Origin of the sequence: Rhizobium vallis (assembly GCF_003985155.1) — a bacterium.
Lineage (GTDB): Bacteria > Pseudomonadota > Alphaproteobacteria > Rhizobiales > Rhizobiaceae > Rhizobium > Rhizobium vallis.
In genome coordinates this window covers 721,751-740,661 of the sequence record NZ_ML133687.1, presented here as the reverse complement: position 1 = coordinate 740,661, position 18,911 = coordinate 721,751, and the positions used below count along the sequence as shown (strand labels likewise).

Below are 18,911 nucleotides of genomic sequence, written 5' to 3'. Positions count from 1 at the left end.
AGTGAGAACTGATCGGCCGTGTTTGCCATCTATTGCATATAAACGAATGATCGTTTATAAATAAGCCTTGTGCAAGAGGAATTTCATGCCGCGCCGCCGCACCCTTTCCGATGAGCAGCTTCTCGCCATGGTGCTGGGGGTAATCCAGGCCGAGGGGCCGGACGCTGCAACCTTTGCAGCAGTGGCGAAAGTAAGCGGCCTTTCCGGCTCGACACTGGTGCAGCGTTTCACGACCAAGGCGGCGATGCTGCGCGCGGCGCTGCTTTACGCCTGGGACCGGCTGGACGCGGAGACGGCGCGGCTTGCCGAGGCGGTGGCGAAAACGCCTGAGGGCGCGGTCGCGCTGCTCGTCGGCCTGTCTCAGGATTACGGCGACGATGCCGCCGCCTATGGCGAGGGGTTGCTGGTACTTCGCGAGGATTTCCGCGATCCGGTGCTACGTGCGCGGGGTGGCGCTTGGGGTGCGGCGCTGACGGCGGCGATCGCCCAATGTTTCGGATCGGCTGCGGCGCCGGAAACCATCGCTCGGCTGATGCTGTCGCAATGGCAAGGCTCTCTTCTCTGGTGGGGCTTTGGCGCAGACGGGCCGGTGGATGCCTATGTGGAAACCGAGCTGCGACGCTTCCTCGCAGCCGTGCAATGCTGAGCCTGCTTATGCTTCTTCGTCGTCTTTCTCCTCGCCCACGGTCAGCGGCCAGTCGACGACGTAATCCTCGAGATCGTCGATATCGATCTCATTTTCGTTGATCGTGCGGCCCCGGGCGGAAATGCCTGCGGCATGCACGGTCTCCGGGTCGCCGGAGACGAGCGGATGCCACCAGTAGAGGTCGCGGCCCTCGTTGACCAGCCGGTAGCCGCAAGTGGGTGGCAGCCAGGCGATGTCGGGCACGTTCTCCTTCGTCAGCTGCACGCAGTCCGGCACAAAATCCCAGCGGTTCTCATAGCTGGAACAGCGACAGCTTTCGCCGTCGAGCAGTTTGCAGCTGACCGAGGTGAAATAGATGTCGCCGCTATCCCATTCCTCGATCTTGTTGAGACAACAGAGGCCGCAGCCGTCACAGAGGCTTTCCCACTCGGAGACGGTCATTTCGGCAAGCGTCTTGCTCTTCCAGAAGGGCAGGTCGTTCATCACTCGTTTCTTGCAACAGCAGCCGCAAATTGATGTGACCGCATTCTATCTCTCTTGTTATCAGCCGAGAAATCAATCAATTCTTCAGCATGCTCCTGCTACCGGAGAGTTCACGGCCATATGCGGGCCTTGCGCTTTCGCCGCGTTTGGCAGCCGGACATGAGCGAAGCGCGATCAGGCGGGAATACAGGACGTGCAGGATCCGGACAACCCAGAAAATGGGCCAGAAAACGGGCCAGAAAAGGAAGCAGACAGGCGGCCGGTGAAGAGCCGTCACATTCTGCTGCGCATCGATTCGTGGATCGATTCGACCGTCTGGAACACAGGCTTCCGCGCCGCCGAGATCTGGGAAGACACGACCATCTTCTTCCGCCGCTTCCGGGTTCGCGGCTGGAAGCGCATGGTCTTCGAACTGGCGGGCGAAGGGCTGACGCTCGGCGCCGCCGGCATGGTGCTGATGCTGGCACTCGCCCAGCCGGCTTTCGAGGCCACCAAGGAAGACTGGCGCAACCGCGGCGATTTCGCCGTCACCTTCCTCGACCGCTACGGCAACGTCATCGGCCATCGCGGCGTCATCCACCAGAATTCCGTACCGATCGACGAGTTGCCGGATTCGCTGATCAAATCGGTCATCGCCACCGAGGACCGGCGGTTCTTCGACCATTTCGGCATCGACGCCATCGGTCTGTTCCGCGCCATGGTCACCAACGCCCAGGCCGGCGAAGTCGTGCAGGGCGGCTCGACGCTGACGCAGCAACTCGCCAAAAACCTCTTCCTTTCCAATGAGCGCTCGATCGACCGCAAGATCACCGAGGCCTTCCTGGCGCTATGGCTGGAGGCGAATCTTTCCAAGAAGGAAATCCTCTCTACCTATCTCGACCGCGCCTATATGGGCGGCGGCACCTTTGGCGCTGCTGCGGCGGCCCAGTTCTATTTCGGCAAGAACATCACCGACGTGAACCTTGCAGAATCGGCCATGCTGGCCGGCCTGTTCAAGGCGCCGGCGAAATATGCGCCGCATGTCAACCTGCCGGCGGCACGCGCACGCGCCAACGAGGTGCTGACCAATCTCGTGCAAAGCGGGCTGATGACCGAAGGCCAGGTGATCGCCGCCAGGCGCAACCCGGCGACCGTCGTCGACCGCAACGAGGTGGAATCGCCCGATTTCTTCCTCGATTGGGCTTTCGACGAGGTACAGCGGCTTTCTCCGCGCTTCCACCAGCATTCGCTGATCGTGCGCACGACGATCGACATGGGCATCCAGAAGGCGGCTGAGGATTCGATCGAGACGTCGCTGCGCGAATATGGCGAGGCCTATCACGCCAAGCAGGGCGCCATGGTGATGATCGAGAATGGCGGCGCGGTGCGCGCGATGGTCGGCGGGCGGGATTATGGCGAGAGCCAGTTCAACCGCGCCACCAAGGCGCTGCGCCAGCCGGGCTCCTCATTCAAGGTCTATACCTATTCGGTGGCCATGGAGAGTGGGATGACCCCGCAGACGACGATCGTCGACGCGCCGATCTCCTGGGGCAACTGGAGCCCGCACAATTATGCCAACCGCTATGCCGGCCGCATAACGCTCGAGACCGCGATAGCCCAGTCGATCAACACCGTACCGGTACGGCTTGCCAAGGAGAAGCTCGGCATCCAGCCGATCCGGGCGATGGCGAAGAACCTCGGCGTCGAAACGCCGATCCGCGACGACGTCACCATCCCGATCGGCACGTCCGAAGTGACGGTGCTCGACCAGGCGACCGCCTATGCCACGTTCCCGGCCGGCGGCTACCAGTCGCGCCGCCACGGCATCACCCAGGTCCTCGATTACGGCGGCGACGTGCTCTACGATTTCGATCGTGACGAGCCGGCGGCAAAGCGCGTGCTGTCCGAACAGGCCGACGCCTATATGAACCAGATGCTCTCGCGCGTTCCCTATGTCGGCACGGCGCGCAAGGCAGCCCTCGACAACGGCGTCCTGACGGCCGGCAAGACCGGCACGACCCAAGCCTATCGCGACGCGTGGTTCGTCGGCTTCACCGGCAATTACACCTGCGCCGTCTGGTTCGGCAATGACGACTACACCTCGACCAACAACATGACCGGCGGCTCGCTGCCGGCGATGACCTTCAAGCGGGCCATGGACTACGCCCATCAGGGCGTGACGCTGCGGGCCATCCCCGGCGTCGAAAACCCGTTGGCCTCGGAGAAAGATCTCGCCAAGACCGCCGCCAAGCCGCAGGACGGATTGCCGCAGCTCATCCGGCCGCGCATGCTCTCGGTTCAATCCACCGACATCCTCAAGGCTCTCGGCGAGAAGCTGAAGAATGCTGCGCCGCTCGCGTCGGCCAAGGTGGCGAGCGCGGAATAGCCGGCGTGCGGATGTCGCTTAAGCCGGCATTCCTGTGCTGCCCTGACCGTGGATAGATCAGCGCCTATCTCCCGGCGTGGCATTCCACCCCGCCAGAATCAGTGGTAACCCTTTCATCTCGGTTTCCAAGGTCATGACGTGTTTCGATTTCCCCTTTTTATTGCGATCACGCTGATCGTCGCCTTCGGCGGCGGGATCATGATTTCGCTTTATGCGCTGGATGCGACACAGGGTTTTGGAGCGATCAAGCTCGGCGCCTGGGAAGCCTTTCCGGCATTGCAGACCGTCGATGCCGACCCTTACGCCAAGTCGCACCGGGCACGCGCCGGCAAGTTGCTTTATGGCAGCGCCGAGGGATTGACCTTCACGGCCAGCGTCGACGACGAAGGCGCGCGGCTGAATGCCGGCTGCCGCTACCGCATCAGCGGGCAGACACCCCCTGCCCGGCTCTGGACCCTCTTCACCGCCGACAATGGCGGTAATCCGGCGGCAGTGAAACCCGGGCTTCCCTCTGCGCTGAACTCGTGGACAGCGCTTCGCCAACCCGATAGCAGCTTCTCGATCGACATATCAGCCGTCGCCCAGCCGGGCAATTGGCTGGCGCTGCCGCAGGCCGGCACGTTCCGGCTGGTGTTGACGCTGTTCGATACGCCGACGGCCGGCAGTTCCGGCGTAATCGATCTCGCTATGCCGAAGCTCACGAAGACCGGATGCGGCAATGCTTAGGATATTCTTCGCGGTCCTCACCGGCCTTTTCGGCGCAGCGCTGCTGCACCTGGTCATCATCCTTTCGCTGCCCCACTTCACCGGCAAGGACGCAGCCACCCGCATAGAGGCGGAGGGCGATCTCAACAATTTCTACCTGCTGAGCGGTCAGTATGACGATGCCGGCCTTGCCAACGGCGATCCGTTCGTGCGCACCGCCGTCTGCTCCTTCGATGTCGAGGATGCGCCGGTGCACTTCACGGCTAGAGGCAACGTACCCTTCTGGTCGATCGCGATCTACGACAGCGCCTCCAACGAGGTCTTCAGCATGAATGACCGGACATCGGTCGGCGGCGCGCTCGATGTGCTGGCGGGTGGTCCGATCCAGCTTACGGACCTGCGCAAAAACCTGCCGCAGGAGCTGCAGCAGACGATCCTGGTGGAAATGGCGCGGCCGGACGGTTATGCCGTGCTGCGTACGCTGGCGCCGCAAGCGAGCTTCGATGAAGCCGCACAGAACTTCCTCACCGAAGCCGGCTGCGAACAATTTTCCACGCGCTGAGGTTGATACGCGTTACTTCTTATTGACGCGCGGCGCAGGCGCCGGGCGATGCTTCGGGCTCTCGGCCAATCGCTCATAACGAACGCCGGTGAACCACAGGATTTTGCCCTCGCGAGGCTCTTTATCCGGGCGACGCGGTGCCCGTGGCCGCCGATCCGCCAATGCGACTATTGTTGCCATTCTCGTCTCCATGCACTGCCCGAGACGGATGAACTTGCGACGGATTTCACCCTGCCCGCCATTCTGCGGGCCGGCGCGTCCTGCGGTGCCGGGATAACCGGACCGAGGGCATTCGCGCCTTTCCCACGGCACCTGATCGAAATACCGTGATGCGGAGTTTCAACGATCCAGATACTCAAATCGCGTCGTTCCCATCCGAATTGAGACACATGACAGTTAACAGTTTACTAATATTCAGCTGATGCCAAACATAGTTCACGTCATTTGCTTGTAACGCATGGACAGTTGTTTTGGTTTCACGCCGCCCACACAAAAGCGCCGCGTGAATCGGGCCATAAAATTGAAAGAGATTCATATAGTTGGCGAGAATGCTTCAGTTTATCCCGGCCGCAAGGGGTGGCGTTGCAAATATACGTCACGAAAATATTCGTATTTTCGCCCGCGCTGACCAACCGTTCCAGACAGCGATCGATCGGGGATCGTTTACCCCTTGGCGGAGATGCGTAGGGCCAGCGATGTTTTCGCCCAGGGATTTCGACATGCTGTCCCAGCACGCTGGATACCAGGAGAGTGGAACGACGCGCCGACATCAAGAGCGTCGAGGCGCAATCTGACGCATCTAAGGCATTCGACCTTTATCATGCCGGTCACGACAGCTTCGAGAGCTGCTGCACGCGTCGCGCGACCACCGAAACACCTGACCTTTCCAGAGCCACAACTCGATGCTCAATCGCCGCAATGCCCCTTCAAAAACAAGCCGATTTATATTGCCGGCTAATAATATTAGAGCACGCTAAACGTGTGTATTTCTGTTGCATTTTAATAAAATCTTCAGCATGCATTAACCGTACCGGTGTAGGATTTGTTCATAACCGTATGGCCTGACATGCGTTCCGCCAGCGCATATTGGCCCGTGGTTCCCCTTGTTCTGCGTTTTCAGGGTGTGCTTGTGCGTGACCGGTTTAGAGACCTAGAAGGCCCCTTGGCCGTCAGGAAAAAGGACGTGGTATTGATGGCGACTGTCAGCAGTTTCGAGAATCTGTCTCATCCGACACGTTCCGAGCTGCGCCAGTTTGCCGAGCTTTTCACGCCGTTGTTCCAGGCCTCCTCGGACGAGGCCAAGCGCCAGGCGGTCGCCGCCCTGTCCCAATGCGAACACATACCGGCAGCCGTGGCGCTGTTCATCGGCAGCCAGCCGATCGAGATTGCAGCGCCTTTCATTGCCGCTTCACGGGCAATCAGCGACGATACGCTGATCACCATCGCCCGCACGCAGGGCAAGGCGCATGTGAAGGCGATCGTCAGCCGCGATTCGCTCTCGCCGAAGGTCATCGACGCCTTGGTGGCATTGCGCCAGGCCGGCCCGAGGACCGCCGCCCCTATCGCTCCCATGACCGAAACGCCGGCCGTGCCGCTTGCACCGATGCCGACTGAAACGAACGAGGCTGACGCGCTGAAGGAACAGCGGGTTGCCAATGAAGAGGCATTGCGCGAGCGCATCCTCGACCTTGCCGGTCATCTCGGCCGCAACGATGAGGACAGGCTCGGCCTGCGCACGCTGAGTGACATTCAGGAAGCGCTGCTGGTGCGCTTCGCCCGCTCCCGCGAAGCGACGCATTTCGCAACCGCGCTGGCCGATGCGCTTTCTGCCAGCCGTTGGCTCGCCGAGCGCATCATGCTCGATCTTTCCGGCCAGCAACTCGCCACGACGCTGACGAGCCTCGGCATGGGCTTTCTCGATGCCGTCTTCGTGCTTGAAAAGCTCTATCCCCACCTTGCCGAACCGCAGCACAACGTCACGCGCGGCTGGATGGTGCTCGACGCGCTCGACCCGGAAGAGTGCCACGAGCGCGTGGAAGCCTGGCGGCGCGCCGATCGCTACACCTATAAATCCGACGTTCCGCATGCGCCTGCGCCTTCGGAAGCGGCCAACTACCGCTTCATTCGCCAGGCACCGCCGCAGCGCGACATGCGCGTCATGGGCCGGCGGTCTCGCTGAGAGCCATAGACGGACCGACTTGCCGCATAGCGCGGAACAGGCCGTTTTCCTGAACGCCAACTGCGTCCGGAGATTTTCACCTCGAGAGTGCTCGGCGAACGACCGTTATCCGTCGTCCCTTGCAAGCGGGATCAAATCGCCCAATTCTTCCGCCTCCAACTCGACGATCCAGAGATCGGGGTCGAACCTGCGCTCGCGCTCCAGCATCGCGTGCACCGCTTCCGGCTCGGCCCGCGACAGGCGGATCTCGAACAGGCGGACACCGGCCTCACCCTCGTCGAAGGCGGTCTGCGGCGCCGGCGCGTAGAGCGTTTCCAGTCCGTCGCGGAAGTGCTGGCGGATGAAGATCGCACCCGCCTCCTCTGCGCCCTTCTTCTCCACGGCGGCGAAATCGCCGCTGGCGAAGACGCGGCGCAGGAGGGCGGAAACGAAGATGTCGGCACGCAATCTCATCGGCGCGGTATAGACCGGCGCGCCGGCGGCGGCAATCCGGGGTCAAACCTTCGTCCAAGAGGAAGACCTTGATCGCCAGCCTTCCCGATGCCGTCTCCGGACGGTTATGGGGCGGTATCCTTCGTCACCACGAAATTGCTGCGCCCATGTCTCACCTGCCGGTCAGGACTGGGAAAGATGCGGTGCTGCTAGATCGCGCCGATTTCCCTGAGCTTCTTCAGCACCGCTTCGTTCGGCTCGCCGTTTTCGGGCAGGTTATAGTGTTTTTGGAAATGGCGGATGGCCGCGCGGGTCTGCTCGCCGGCGACGCCGTCGACGCCGACATTGGCATAGGCCATATTGGAAAGACCCTTCTGGATCTTCAACACCAGATCAACATTGGCGATTTCGCTTGATGGAACCTGCTTTGCGGCCGATGGCGCCGTTTTGATCGTTTTTTCGGCGCTGCGGATCGCGGCAGCGACCGGGTCTTCTGTCGACGCCTTCGAGCTCACATCCTCACGCGGCTTTTCGGCGGGCACGGTCGAAGGACCGGCAGCATCGGTTTTCAGTGCCGCCAGGACCTCCGGCGTCGCATCTCCGCTCTGAGCCATGCCGACCGTCTCCTCGAAAAAGAGGATGGCCGCACTGGTGCGGGGGCCGATGACGCCGTCGGGGATGCCGTTATAGAGGCCGCGGCGCACCAGCTGCTGCTGGATGTCCATGACGAGCTGGCTGGGCTGCTGATTGGGCTGCTGACCCGGCGCGGCAAGCGCCGGCGTCGCGTTGGTGGCGGCTGCATCCTCCGGCCGTTCGATCCGGAAGGTGGTGACGTCGCCCTGCTGTTCCTCGGCCGGGCGACGGGCGCCGAGCACATTCGGAAACTGCGGGTCACGGGTGCGGAAAATCGGGTGCGGATGCGAGCCGGGCTGATACCAGAGCGCATTGGCGGCGACGAAGGAGAAGATGACGACGAAGGCTATCGTGCCGCCGGCGACCGACGGATTGCGGCCGATGACGCCGCCGAGCACGGATGCGCCCTGCAGGCCGAAGCCGCCGAGGGCCGCAGCACCTGTTATCAAAAGGCCCGGCTGCTGCCGACCCTTTTTTCCCTTAGGCGATTTTCGCTTGCGCGCGGCCATCGAAAAGCCCCTCTTCCAAATCTACCCCGGTATTGACCGCGCCCTTCAGCCGCGGAGGAAATTCGACAGTCGCGGCATGGCCGGCATCTTCGGCGTGTTTGGCGCCTGAGCCATCCACCGCGATCTCGATGGTGATGATCGTACCCTCACCGGGCTGGCTGGCGATGGCGAAGTTTCCGCCATGCAGCGCCACCAACCCCTTGACCAGCGAAAGACCAAGGCCGGTGCCTTCGAACCGGCGGGTGTAATCGTTCTGGATCTGGACGAAAGGCTGGCCGAGCAATGCCAGCTTGTCGGCCGGAATGCCGATGCCGGTGTCGCTAACCGTCAGCTTCAGGATACCGTCACGTGCAGCCGCATCGACGGAGACGACGCCGCCGGCCTCGGTGAACTTCACGGCGTTGCCAACGAGGTTGATGAGGACCTGCTGGATGGCTCGCTGATCTGCGACGATCTCGCCAAGTCCGCGCTGAATGCGGCTCGTCAGGGTGACGCCCTTGCTCTTGGCCTGCAATGCCAGCATCGATTCGCAGGATTTGACGGAACTTGCGATGTCGAAAGCTTCGAGGATCAGTTCGTAGCGACCAGCCTCGATCTTGCTCATGTCGAGCATGGTGTTGACGACGGACAGCAGATGCGCGCCGGATTCGCGGACCAAGCCGACATATTCGCGCTGGCGGTCGTTTTCGAACTTGCCGAAATATTCGCCGATCAGGATATCGGAAAAGCCGAGAATGGCGTTCAGCGGCGTGCGCAGTTCATGACTGACGGCGGCAAGGAAGCGCGATTTGGCATCGTTTGCCGATTCGGCATCGGCCGCGCGGTTCTGGGCTTCGTCCCGCAACTGCTGCTCGACGGAGACATCGCGCAGCTGGGCGATGACGGCGGCAAGCTCGCCGTCTGCATCGCGGCGGGCGGTCATGTCCATCCTCAGATAGGCGAACTGGCGTTGATCGCGCGAGACCGACGGCCGGTCGAGACGCAGATCGACGCTCGCGGCATCATCGCCCCGGCGCAGAAGATCGAGCGCCCGCAGGAAAAGGATGCGGTCTGAGACATGCACCTGCTCGAGGAAGCCCCTGCCCTTGGGATTGCGCATCCAGGCGAGGAAATCGCGGTGGTCGCGGCCGCCGACGGTCACGACGCTGCCGTGCGGATCGAGGAAGAAGACGAGGCCGGGGGTGGCCGTCAGGAAAAAATCCTCGGCCGACTGCGTGGCAATGCCGGCGGGCGAGCCCTGACGGGCGAGCGCGATGCTGCCGACAGCGGAAAAGAGAAAGGCGGCGCAAACCATAGCGACACCCGCCGGCAAGGCGACGGCAGGGCTGGTGACGGCCGAAAGCCCGATCGGAGCAGCAACAAGAGCGGCCGACGACATGAGGACGAGGCGGCGCAGGATCGCAAGCTCGCGTTGGCGCACGGCTTCGCCGCCTCCCGTCCGGGAGAGCCAGCTTGTCGCTGCCCGGTCTACGAGGGCTGTCACCCAGCCGCCAATGTCACTCAATACACGCACGCAATACCCGCCGAAAAGGCTGTCTGTTGATCCGGACAATAGGCCCCGGCGACTTAAAGAAAGGATAAGGCAAAAGCGCTGTTCACAGCTCGAAAGGGCCGAAAATCCCGTTTTGAGGCATATGGAAGCCTCTTTGCCTTTTGTGGTTAATGGCAGGTAAGCGACGGATTTTCCTCATATTTCAGTATCGCGTTAACTCCTGTGGCAAGGCGAGCTGCCAAAAGCCCTGCAATTGCAAGGAGGTGCTGCCCCGATGTTTAACGGCGATCGCTCACATTCGAGTAAAATGCGGCTCAAATACCCGTTGCTAAAATTTGAACTAAATTTGCCGCAAATGCGGGTGAGTTTCGAAAAGCGGCATTCGCAACTTGGCGGTAGGGTGAAAGCACACCGGACAACCGGCCTGATTCGGCGACAAGAACCGGACGGGACAACAGGATGGGCAACGACAATGTGGTTTCTGATCAAAGGATCCTTCTGGTTTGGCCTTGTGCTCGTGCTTCTTTCCGTCTTCAGCACGGAGAGTTCCGACAAGCTGGCCAACGGCCCGCAATTGCAGCTTTCCGACGCGTTTACAGCGGCAACCGGCGCCTATGACTATCTCACAGGCATGTGCTCGGAAAAGCCTGAGGTCTGCGCCAAGGGCTCGGAGACCTTCACAGCGCTTGGCCACCGGGCCCGTGAAGGCGCCCGCGTCGCCTACGAGCTCCTCGACAGCCAGTTCAAGGACGAGGCCCCGGCCGCCGCAAAGCCTGCGGGACCGCAAACGCCGGAGGCACTCAGCATGCCTTCCCTCGCTGCGCCCACCATCCAGGAGAAGCTGCGCGAGGCAAAGGCGGCGCTGAACCAGCCGATGCCTTACCGTCCGCCGGTCGACGACAAAGATACAGCCGAGACGGTGGTCACAGGCGCTATTCCGCTGCCGACGCCGAAACCGGCGATCTGACGAGATTTTTCGGCATGCGCCCGTAACATTTCCTGACTTCTCCAATTCCTGTGAAAACCGTTACGCACATTGGAATTGCCTGAGCTTGCATCGGTGGTCCGCATGACGCGGAAATGCCCCATGCCTGACGTGCCTGCCCTGTTTCAATTCAGCATGTTGCTGCGCCGTGAGGATGCCCATCCCTCACGGCGTTTTTTCTATCTCGTGTTTGCGCATCTCCCGGCAAATCGCTTCGTGCTTGCCTGGAAAAACCGCTTCGCGCTTGGCCTGGAATTGCTTTAACTGTTCAAATCTGCCGGTCTTTCACCTATATGCACTTCTAATAGTGAAAGGCTTTCCCATGGCATCCCTCGACCAGATCATCGACGACTTTACCTTCCTGGACGATTGGGAAGACCGCTATCGCTATGTCATCGAACTCGGCAAGGCGCTGCCGGAACTGCCGGAGGAGAAGCGCACCTCCGAGAACAAGGTGATGGGATGCGCCAGCCAGGTGTGGTTGGTGACTCATACGACAGGCGATCCCGACAATCCCGTCATGAGTTTCGAGGGTGATTCGGATGCGCACATCGTGCGGGGCCTTGTCGCCATCGTGCTTGCCACCTATTCCGGCAAGGCAGCAACCGAGATCGCCGGCCTCGATGCCTTCGAGATATTCTCGAAGATCGGCCTGGTGGAGAATCTGTCGTCGCAGCGTTCGAACGGATTGCGGTCGATGGTGAACAGGATCCGGGAAGAGGCAAGAGTTCGCGCCGCGGCGTGAACTCTGTTGGCGCTGATTGGCGTCGACAAAGCTCGCGGCAACCTGATCGATTCGGAGCGCCACCCCGGAAGCTGAGTATATCAACGCTTACCCACAGTAGAGGAATACAATCTACACCTCTTGGATAAGCATAAGACAGGACACCTCCCAATATCTTCTCCCACGCCTGGATTCGCTGCAAATGCGCGAAATACTGGAGGGATTATTTTCTTTGTCCCGAATGAATACAAAAAAGCCGGGCGTGAGACCCGGCTTTTTGACGTTGGTTGCTTTCGAAAAAGCTCAGCCGCGGCCGCGCTTGCGGCGCTGCCCCAGGCCCATTTCCTTTGCCAGGCGCGAACGCGCTTCGGCATAAGCGGGCGCTACCATCGGGTAATCGGTCGGCAGATCCCATTTCTCGCGGTACTCTTCCGGCGAGAGGCTGTGATGCGTCATCAGGTGACGCTTAAGGGACTTGAAGTTGCCGCCGCATTCCAAACACGTGATCTGCTCGTCCTGCACCGATTTGCGGACAGAAACTGCAGGCTTCTGCTTTTCGACGATCGCCGCAGCGGGCTGCGGTACGGACGTGTTGCTGAGTGCCGAATGCACGTCGGAAATCAGATTGGCCAGGTCGCTGACCGGTACAACATGGTTGCTGACATAAGCCGCGACGATGTCGGCCGTCAGTTCCACAAGCAGCTCCGGCGCATTGCCGGTCGCTATATCCGTCATATTTTTTCTCCTGTTAGCATGCTCAAACGGTCCTCGACTGACGCGTCAAAGACCCTCCTCATAGAATCAAACAGCAAAAGTACAGGAAGCGACCTTCTGTTCCGAAAAACGCGAATCCACCCCTAGATTCCGAAGAGCGAGACCTGTTCTTATACTGCCTGACGGAAAACCACTACGTCATGCCCCAGGCGATGGCCTCAGTTAGACATTAAAAATCAAAACTGAGGGACTTGGAAGCAGTACGATTGTAATTCACAATCAGAACTCTACTTGCATTTTCAAATACCATCGTTTGACCGAAAGGCCAATTATTATTTGTCGTTTTTCTTGAGAAAAAATAGCTGACGAAGAATTGAGGGGCCTGCTATCAAGCTTTACTCACAGCTTCCTGTGCATAAGTTTTGCATAAATCTGGTAAAGTCGCTGAAAAGCATATCTCTCAGCGCTTGCGCATATCGTCACGGACCGAGATACCGCCGAGATCATATCCCGAATGGTGGGCTGCCCTAGCAAGCAGGTGCGCGGACACCGGCGCCGTCAGCAGGAAGAAGATGAAGCCGGCAAGGGCGCGGGCGAGAATCATCGGATCTTCAGAATAAAGGCCGGCGGCAAAGAGCAGCAACCCCGAGCCAACAGTGCCTGCCTTCGAAGCCGAATGCATGCGGGTATAGAGATCGGGCAGCCGGACGAGGCCGATCGCCGCAGAAAGCGCAAAGAGCGCACCGACGACCAGCAGCAGAGCCGTGACGGCAGCGACGATATAATCCATCATCGCCTCCTCCTCCCTGCCGGGCGTGTTTTGGCGCCGCCCTTCGCCGCTGCGGCGGGAGGCGGGGATTTGATGTTGCCGCGCGACAGCACGAAGCGGGCGAAGGCGACGGTCGCCAGGAAGCCGACAAGGCCGAGCGAGATGGCGATATCAATATAGAGCGAAAAGCCGGTCTTGATCGCGATGACGGCGATGAAACCGATCGCCGTGCCGGTCAGCATGTCGAGGGCGAGAATACGATCCGGCAATGTCGGGCCGGCAATGACCCGCCAGACGGTCAGGAGCAGCGCCAGGGCAAGGATGACGAGGGCGGCCGAGGAAGCGGCCGTGATGATGGCGGCGGGCGTAATCACCGGAAGGCCTCCCTGATCTTGCGTTCGAAACCGTTGGCGATATTCCGTCTTGTCGCCTCGGGATCGGAACAATCGAGCGCGTGAACATAGAGCGTGCGGCGATCTGCGGAGACGTCGACCGAAAGCGTGCCTGGCGTCAGCGTGATGAGATTTGCGAGAAGAGTGATCTCGAAATCGCTCGTCACCGTCAGAGGGAAAGCGAAGATACCGGGCTTCAGCTTCATGTCGGGTGAGAGGACAGTGACCGTGACCCTCCAGGCCGACAGCGACAACTCCTTAAGGAACAGAGCAGCGAGCGAGAGTACGGGCCAAACGCGACGCGGATAGGTCTTGCCGCCGAGGGGTTCGCGAATGATGAAGAGTGCGAACGCCCCGAGCAGGAAGCCGAAGATGAGATTGAGCAGCGAGGCGCTGCCGGTGACGGCGACCCAGCCAATGGCAAGCAGCAGCCTGAAGAGGAAAGCCGTCACGGCGCGCCTCCCGGAAAGACTGAATCAAGATAGGCCTGACGATCGACGAGACCGGCAGCGGCCGACTGCGACAATCGCAACAACTGTTCCGGCATGATGCCGAAACCGACGACCAGCGCCGTCAACGCGGCGAGCGGCAGACCGGTGCGCCAGCATGTCCTCGATGGGGCGAGTGCCATCGGCGCGGGCCGCCAGTAGACGAGCAGGAAGAGGCGTCCGAAGGCGATCGTCGTCAGAAAACCTCCCGTGAGGATCGAGGTCGCCAGCCACCAGGCGCCGAGATCGAGGGAGGCTTTGACGAGGATGACTTTCGGCCAGAAACCCGAAAAGGGCGGCAGACCGCAGGCGGCAAGGAAGAGCACGAAGGAGACCGCGGTGAAACCGCCGCTTTGCCTATAGAGCCCGCCGAGAGCCGAGAGCGAAAAGCCGCCGCCGCGCCGGGCGATCTCGCCGGCGGCAAGATAGAGCGCCGTCATCAGCACCATGGAATGGACCGCATAGAAGACCGCGCCGCTGATGCCGCCAGGCCCGCCGAGGGCCACGCCGGCAAGCATGTTGCCGATGCCCGAGATGACGACATACCCGAACAGCCTGCGGATATCGTTTTCGGCAAGCGCGCCGAGGGCGCTGACGAGAATGGTCGCGGCCGCGGCGAGCGCGATCAGGAAGCCCAGTTCTTCTCGCTCGACCGGCAACAGCATGACCATCACCCGGATCAGCGCGTAGATGCCGACCTTGGTGAGCAAGCCGGCAAAGAGCGCGGAGACGACGATGCGCGGCGTATGGTAGGAGGCCGGCAGCCAGAAATTGACCGGAAATGCCGCTGCCTTCATGCCAAAGGCGAGCAGGAAGAGGCTTGCGAGCGTCATCAGCGGCGCCACGCCGCGCAAATCCCTCGCCTTTGCGGCGATATCGGCCATGTTGAGCGTGCCGAAGATGGCATAGAGGATGCCGACGCCGGCCAGAAACAAAGTCGTGGCGATGAGATTGAGTACCGCATATTTCAGCGCGCCGTCGATCTGCTCGCGTTCGGAGCCAAGGATGATCAGCCCGAAGGACGAGATCAGCAGCACCTCGAACCAGACATAGAGATTGAAGATATCGCCGGTCATAAAGGCGCCGGTGACGCCTGCCATCAAAAGCATGAGCAGTGGGAAGAAACCGTAACGTCGGCCGCTTTCACCAATATCGGCCAGCGCATAGATGCCGCCGGCGAGAGCGGCAAGGGCTGCGGTGAACGCCATCAACGCGCCGAAGAGATCGACGGTGAAGGCGATGCCGAAGGGCGGCAGCCACCGACCCATGACCATGGTGAACGGTCCCTCGGCCGCGACCTTGGCGAGCAGCGCCGCATCCATCAACGCCAGCAGCCCTAAACCTGATATGGCAAGCCAGGCCTGCAGGCGGGGATAGGCGCGCAGCATCAGCAGAACGGCGCCGAGCGTGATGCAATGGGCGACTGGCAGGATGGCGAGCCAATGCCCGATCGACACCGGGGCGGTGATCATGGCGGCGGAGAGATCGATGGGGGGCGTGGGGGCGGCCATCAGATGGCGCCTCCGCTGTCGCGAGAGAGGGCTTGCCTTGGGGTCACCGTCCGCAGCAGCATCTGCCTCAATACCCCAATGGCGGCAGCGGCCGGTCGTCGGGCTCGGCGGCATGCATTTCGCCGGTGTTGTCGGTGCCGAGGTCCTGATAGGCGCGGTAGGTCAGCACCAGCAGGAAGGCGAGGAAAGAGAAGGAGATGACGATCGCCGTCAGGATGAGCGCCTGCGGCAGCGGGTTCGCCGTGCCGGAGGGCAAGGCGTCGAGACCCGCCGGGATGATCGGCGGCACTTCGCGGGTCAGCCGGCCTGATGTAAAGAGCAGGAGGTTGACGGCGTTGCCGAGGATGGCGATGCCGAGCATGATGCGGATCGAGAATTTCGACAACATCAGATAGACCGCGGCGGCAAAGAACAGGCCGACGAGGATCGCCAGAAGCGGCTCCATCATTCCACCTCCTTTTCCTCAAGCGCCAGCGCGATCGACGTGATGGCGCCGAGCACGACCAGGTAGACGCCGACATCGAAGAGCAGGACGCTCGACAGCGGCACCTCCACGCCGAAAGGTTTCGGATAGATCCAGAGACCAGTCATGAAGGGAACCGCAAAGAAGATCGAGAGAAGACCCGCCATCGTCGAAAGCAGCAAGCCGGCGCCGGCAATCGATAGCGGATGGAAGAACAATGCGCGGCGAACGGCGGAAACGCCGCGAGCAATGCCGTAGACCGCAAGTCCAGAGGCTGCGATCAGCCCGCCGATGAAGCCGCCGCCCGGCTCGTTATGGCCGCGCAACAGCACGAAGACCGAAAAAAACAGCATTAGCGCGGTGAGGAACGGAGCGACGGTGCGGAAGATCAGGGTGTTCACGCGATCAGCCCTCCGCCTCGATTGCGTGGGGATCATTGGCGGCAAGCTTGCGCTCCGTGCCGGCGCGGATGCGGATCAGCGCCAGGATGGCAAGGCCAGTGACCGCGACAACGGCGATTTCGCCGAGCGTGTCGGTGCCGCGGAAATCGACGATGATGACGTTGACCACATTGGCGCCGTGGGCAATCGATTTGGAATAGGTGTTGAAGAAGGCCGTCAGCGCATCGTTGAACGGCATCTGCGTCGCCCGCATCAGCAAAAGCGTAAAGCCGAGGCCGCAGCCAAGCGCGAGGGTGCCGTCGAAAATCCGGCGGCCGAATGGGCGCCGGTCTGCGGCGACGAGGCGAAGCCTGGTCATGACGAGGGCAAGGATGACCACCGAAAGGGTTTCGACCATGAACTGGGTGAAGGATAGATCCGGTGCGCCGAACAGCAGGAAGATGATGGAGACAGCGAAACCCTGAATGCCGAGCGAGACGATCGCCGTCAGCCGGTCGCGGGCGATGAGCACGCCGGCAAGGCCTACGGCGGCGATCAGGAACACCGCCCATTCATGGAGCCTGACATCGGCCGGCCAGACGGGAAGGCGCGGCAGTTCGACATAGACGATGGGCGGTACCAACAGGATAGCTGCGACGCAGACGAAGGTGCAGGTAACATAGATATCGAGCCGCCCCGGCTGGGTAAAACGCGTGATGCGGCCGGCGAGGCGGACGAGACCCGAGACGGCAAGGTCGAAACCGTGATCCGGCCCCCGTCCCGCTGCGCGCAAAAGGACTGTCATCAGCGAGCGGGCGCGGGCGAACTGCCAGTAGACGCCGATGCCGAGCAGCACGGTCAGGACGGAGAGCGCCAGCGGCAGGCCGATATGCGGCGCGAGCGAGATGTCGATGTCGACCGGGCTCTGGCGGATGGCGGCCGATATCGGCGAGGACAGGGCTGCATGAGTAGAGCTCGAAAAGACTGCCGCAAAGAAACCAAGGACAGCGAGGATGGCCGGGCCGAGCCAGAGCAGGACGGGCGCTTCGTGCGGATGTTTCGGCGTCTCCACCGATCGTCCGAGAAAGGGCTTCAGCGCCACGGCGAAGGCGACGGCGAACATCAGCGCATTGCCGAAGACGACGATCGAAGTAAAGGTGAGCGCGCGAATATCGCTACCGGCGAGCGCCGCATAGATCTCCTCCTTGGCGAGAAAACCGAAGAAAGGCGGCAGGCCGGCCATGGAGAATGCGGCCGCAAGCGCGATGATCGCCGTCAGCGGCATCGCCCGCATCAGGCCACCGAGCCTGGTGATATCGCGCGTGCCGGTCTCATGATCAATGATGCCGGCGACCATGAAGAGCGCGCCCTTGAAGAGCGAATGCGCCACCAGATAGAGCGCCGCCGCCTCCACCGCATATTCCGAACCGAAGCCGACCAGCAGGACGAGCAAGCCAAGCGAGGAGACGGTGGTATAGGCGAGCTTGAGCTTGAGGTCCGTCTGCCCGATGGCGAGCACGGCGCCGACCACCAGCGTCAACCCACCGAAGAAGGGCAGAAGGATTTCCCAGGCAGGTGTCGCGCCCATGACCGGATTAAGCCGCATCAGCAGATAGACGCCTGCCTTCACCATGGTGGCCGAATGGAGGTAGGCCGAAACCGGCGTCGGCGCCTCCATGGCGTTCGGCAGCCAGAAATGAAAGGGAAATTGCGCCGATTTGGTGAAGGCGCCGACGAGGACCAGAATGAGAGCGGCGAGATAGAGCGGGCTCTCGCGCACGACATCGCCAGATCCGATGAGCAGCGACAACTGCGTGACGCCTGACATGTTCCAAAGGAGCAGCAGGCCGGCCAACAGGAACAAACCTCCCCCGCCCGTAACGACCAGCGCCTGCAGCGCTGCCCGGCGAGCCGCCTCGCGCTCGTGATCGAAGCCGATCAGCAGGAAGGAGGTGATCGATGTCAGTTCCCAGAAGATGAAGAACATCAGGAAACTGTCGGAAACGACGACGCCGAGCATCGCCCCCATGAAGAGGAAGATGAAGGAGAAGAAGCGGCCTTGATCCTTGTGACCTCTGAGATAACCGCCGGCATAGAGTACGATCAGCGTGCCGATGCCGGTGATCAGAAGCGCGAAAGCCAGCGACAGGCCGTCGAGGAACCAGGAGAAGGAAAGATCATAGCTCGGCACCCAGGCATAACCGCCGGCGACGGCCTCGCCGCGCGCGATAACGGGAACGAAACGCAGGAAATGCAGGAAGGCAAGCAAAGGAGCGATCGCCAGGAGCCAGGCACCGTTTGCCCCGAAGACGCGGATGACGAAGGGAGCAGCGAGAGCGCCGGCGAGCGGCAGACACAAGGCCAGAAATGTCAAAGCCGTGACATCGGCCATGTCTCCTCCTCTACCGGCAACAGACGAAGGCCGGCGGGGCCAGCTCATCTTCTGACTTAGGCGAAATGGTAGAGGGCCTCAAGCAAT

The 18,911-nt window shown here is 61.4% G+C and carries 20 protein-coding genes; 8 read left to right on the top strand and 12 right to left on the bottom strand.

Features of this window, described 5'->3' with window-relative positions; genetic code table 11:
* Positions 1-85: 85 nt before the first annotated feature.
* Entirely contained in the window at positions 86-646 is a 561-nt protein-coding gene (locus EFQ99_RS08770) for a TetR family transcriptional regulator (protein ID WP_126920636.1), read from the top strand.
* A 6-nt stretch (positions 647-652) separates the two neighbouring features.
* Here EFQ99_RS08770 and EFQ99_RS08765 read toward each other — a convergent pair whose 3' ends face one another.
* Positions 653-1,129, bottom strand: coding sequence for a YcgN family cysteine cluster protein (locus EFQ99_RS08765; protein WP_126920635.1), 477 nt, complete (start codon positions 1,127-1,129; stop codon positions 653-655).
* A gap of 193 nt (positions 1,130-1,322) precedes the next feature.
* On the opposite strand from EFQ99_RS08765, the gene EFQ99_RS08760 reads away from it, so the two are divergent.
* The 4 genes from EFQ99_RS08760 (at position 1,323) to EFQ99_RS08740 (ending at position 6,940) form a co-directional block, all read left to right on the top strand.
* Entirely contained in the window at positions 1,323-3,494 is a 2,172-nt protein-coding gene (locus EFQ99_RS08760) for a transglycosylase domain-containing protein (RefSeq protein WP_126920634.1), read from the top strand.
* A 138-nt stretch (positions 3,495-3,632) separates the two neighbouring features.
* On the top strand, positions 3,633-4,220 hold the full coding sequence (locus EFQ99_RS08755) for a DUF1214 domain-containing protein (protein ID WP_126920633.1): 588 nt from the start codon (positions 3,633-3,635) through the stop codon (positions 4,218-4,220).
* Positions 4,213-4,761, top strand: a complete 549-nt coding sequence (locus EFQ99_RS08750; RefSeq protein WP_126920632.1) for a DUF1254 domain-containing protein — start codon at positions 4,213-4,215, stop codon at positions 4,759-4,761. The genes EFQ99_RS08755 and EFQ99_RS08750 overlap by 8 nt, the downstream gene beginning before the upstream one ends.
* A 1,129-nt stretch (positions 4,762-5,890) precedes the next feature.
* Positions 5,891-6,940, top strand: a complete 1,050-nt coding sequence (locus EFQ99_RS08740) for a DUF2336 domain-containing protein (protein ID WP_126920631.1) — start codon at positions 5,891-5,893, stop codon at positions 6,938-6,940.
* 105 nt (positions 6,941-7,045) lie between these two features.
* On the opposite strand, the gene EFQ99_RS08735 is transcribed toward EFQ99_RS08740, so the two are convergent.
* The 3 genes from EFQ99_RS08735 to EFQ99_RS08725 form a co-directional block, all read right to left on the bottom strand.
* The gene (locus tag EFQ99_RS08735) at positions 7,046-7,393 is read right to left on the bottom strand and encodes a DUF1491 family protein (protein ID WP_126920630.1); all 348 of its coding nucleotides are present in this window, start codon (positions 7,391-7,393) and stop codon (positions 7,046-7,048) included.
* Between the two features lie 188 nt (positions 7,394-7,581).
* Positions 7,582-8,514: a peptidoglycan-binding domain-containing protein gene (locus tag EFQ99_RS08730; RefSeq protein ID WP_126920629.1), complete on the bottom strand. Its 933-nt coding sequence runs from the start codon at positions 8,512-8,514 to the stop codon at positions 7,582-7,584.
* Positions 8,486-10,066 (bottom strand): sensor histidine kinase, encoded by a 1,581-nt coding sequence (locus tag EFQ99_RS08725; RefSeq protein ID WP_245441463.1) that lies wholly within the window; start codon positions 10,064-10,066, stop codon positions 8,486-8,488. Before EFQ99_RS08725 ends, EFQ99_RS08730 begins: the two co-directional genes overlap by 29 nt.
* 412 nt (positions 10,067-10,478) lie before the next feature.
* Here EFQ99_RS08725 and EFQ99_RS08720 point away from each other — a divergent pair, with 412 nt between their 5' ends.
* The 3 genes from EFQ99_RS08720 to EFQ99_RS08715 all read left to right on the top strand — a co-directional run bounded on the left by EFQ99_RS08720 (position 10,479) and on the right by EFQ99_RS08715 (position 11,736).
* Positions 10,479-10,973, top strand: coding sequence for a DUF5330 domain-containing protein (locus EFQ99_RS08720; protein ID WP_126920627.1), 495 nt, complete (start codon positions 10,479-10,481; stop codon positions 10,971-10,973).
* 120 nt (positions 10,974-11,093) lie between these two features.
* Positions 11,094-11,255, top strand: a complete 162-nt coding sequence (locus tag EFQ99_RS34950) for a hypothetical protein (RefSeq protein ID WP_164736351.1) — start codon at positions 11,094-11,096, stop codon at positions 11,253-11,255.
* A gap of 58 nt (positions 11,256-11,313) precedes the next feature.
* Positions 11,314-11,736: a SufE family protein gene (locus EFQ99_RS08715; RefSeq protein ID WP_126920626.1), complete on the top strand. Its 423-nt coding sequence runs from the start codon at positions 11,314-11,316 to the stop codon at positions 11,734-11,736.
* A gap of 282 nt (positions 11,737-12,018) precedes the next feature.
* Here the strand turns inward: EFQ99_RS08715 and EFQ99_RS08710 are convergent, their stop codons facing one another.
* The 8 genes from EFQ99_RS08710 to EFQ99_RS08675 form a co-directional block, all read right to left on the bottom strand.
* Positions 12,019-12,450 carry a Ros/MucR family transcriptional regulator gene (locus EFQ99_RS08710; RefSeq protein WP_003557810.1) on the bottom strand — a complete coding sequence of 144 codons (432 nt, stop codon included), beginning with the start codon at positions 12,448-12,450 and terminating at the stop codon, positions 12,019-12,021.
* Between the two features lie 439 nt (positions 12,451-12,889).
* Positions 12,890-13,222 (bottom strand): monovalent cation/H(+) antiporter subunit G, encoded by a 333-nt coding sequence (mnhG, locus tag EFQ99_RS08705; RefSeq protein WP_126920625.1) that lies wholly within the window; start codon positions 13,220-13,222, stop codon positions 12,890-12,892.
* Positions 13,219-13,572, bottom strand: a complete 354-nt coding sequence (locus EFQ99_RS08700) for a cation:proton antiporter (protein WP_126920624.1) — start codon at positions 13,570-13,572, stop codon at positions 13,219-13,221. The genes mnhG and EFQ99_RS08700 overlap by 4 nt, the downstream gene beginning before the upstream one ends.
* On the bottom strand, positions 13,569-14,042 hold the full coding sequence (locus EFQ99_RS08695) for a Na+/H+ antiporter subunit E (protein ID WP_126920623.1): 474 nt from the start codon (positions 14,040-14,042) through the stop codon (positions 13,569-13,571). The genes EFQ99_RS08700 and EFQ99_RS08695 overlap by 4 nt, the downstream gene beginning before the upstream one ends.
* Positions 14,039-15,589 (bottom strand): Na+/H+ antiporter subunit D, encoded by a 1,551-nt coding sequence (locus tag EFQ99_RS08690; protein ID WP_126920622.1) that lies wholly within the window; start codon positions 15,587-15,589, stop codon positions 14,039-14,041. Before EFQ99_RS08690 ends, EFQ99_RS08695 begins: the two co-directional genes overlap by 4 nt.
* A gap of 67 nt (positions 15,590-15,656) precedes the next feature.
* Positions 15,657-16,034, bottom strand: coding sequence for a Na+/H+ antiporter subunit C (locus tag EFQ99_RS08685; RefSeq protein WP_126920867.1), 378 nt, complete (start codon positions 16,032-16,034; stop codon positions 15,657-15,659).
* Positions 16,034-16,453, bottom strand: coding sequence for a Na(+)/H(+) antiporter subunit B (locus EFQ99_RS08680; RefSeq protein WP_126920621.1), 420 nt, complete (start codon positions 16,451-16,453; stop codon positions 16,034-16,036). Before EFQ99_RS08680 ends, EFQ99_RS08685 begins: the two co-directional genes overlap by 1 nt.
* 4 nt (positions 16,454-16,457) lie before the next feature.
* Positions 16,458-18,824, bottom strand: coding sequence for a putative monovalent cation/H+ antiporter subunit A (locus EFQ99_RS08675; protein WP_126920620.1), 2,367 nt, complete (start codon positions 18,822-18,824; stop codon positions 16,458-16,460).
* Positions 18,825-18,911: the final 87 nt, after the last annotated feature.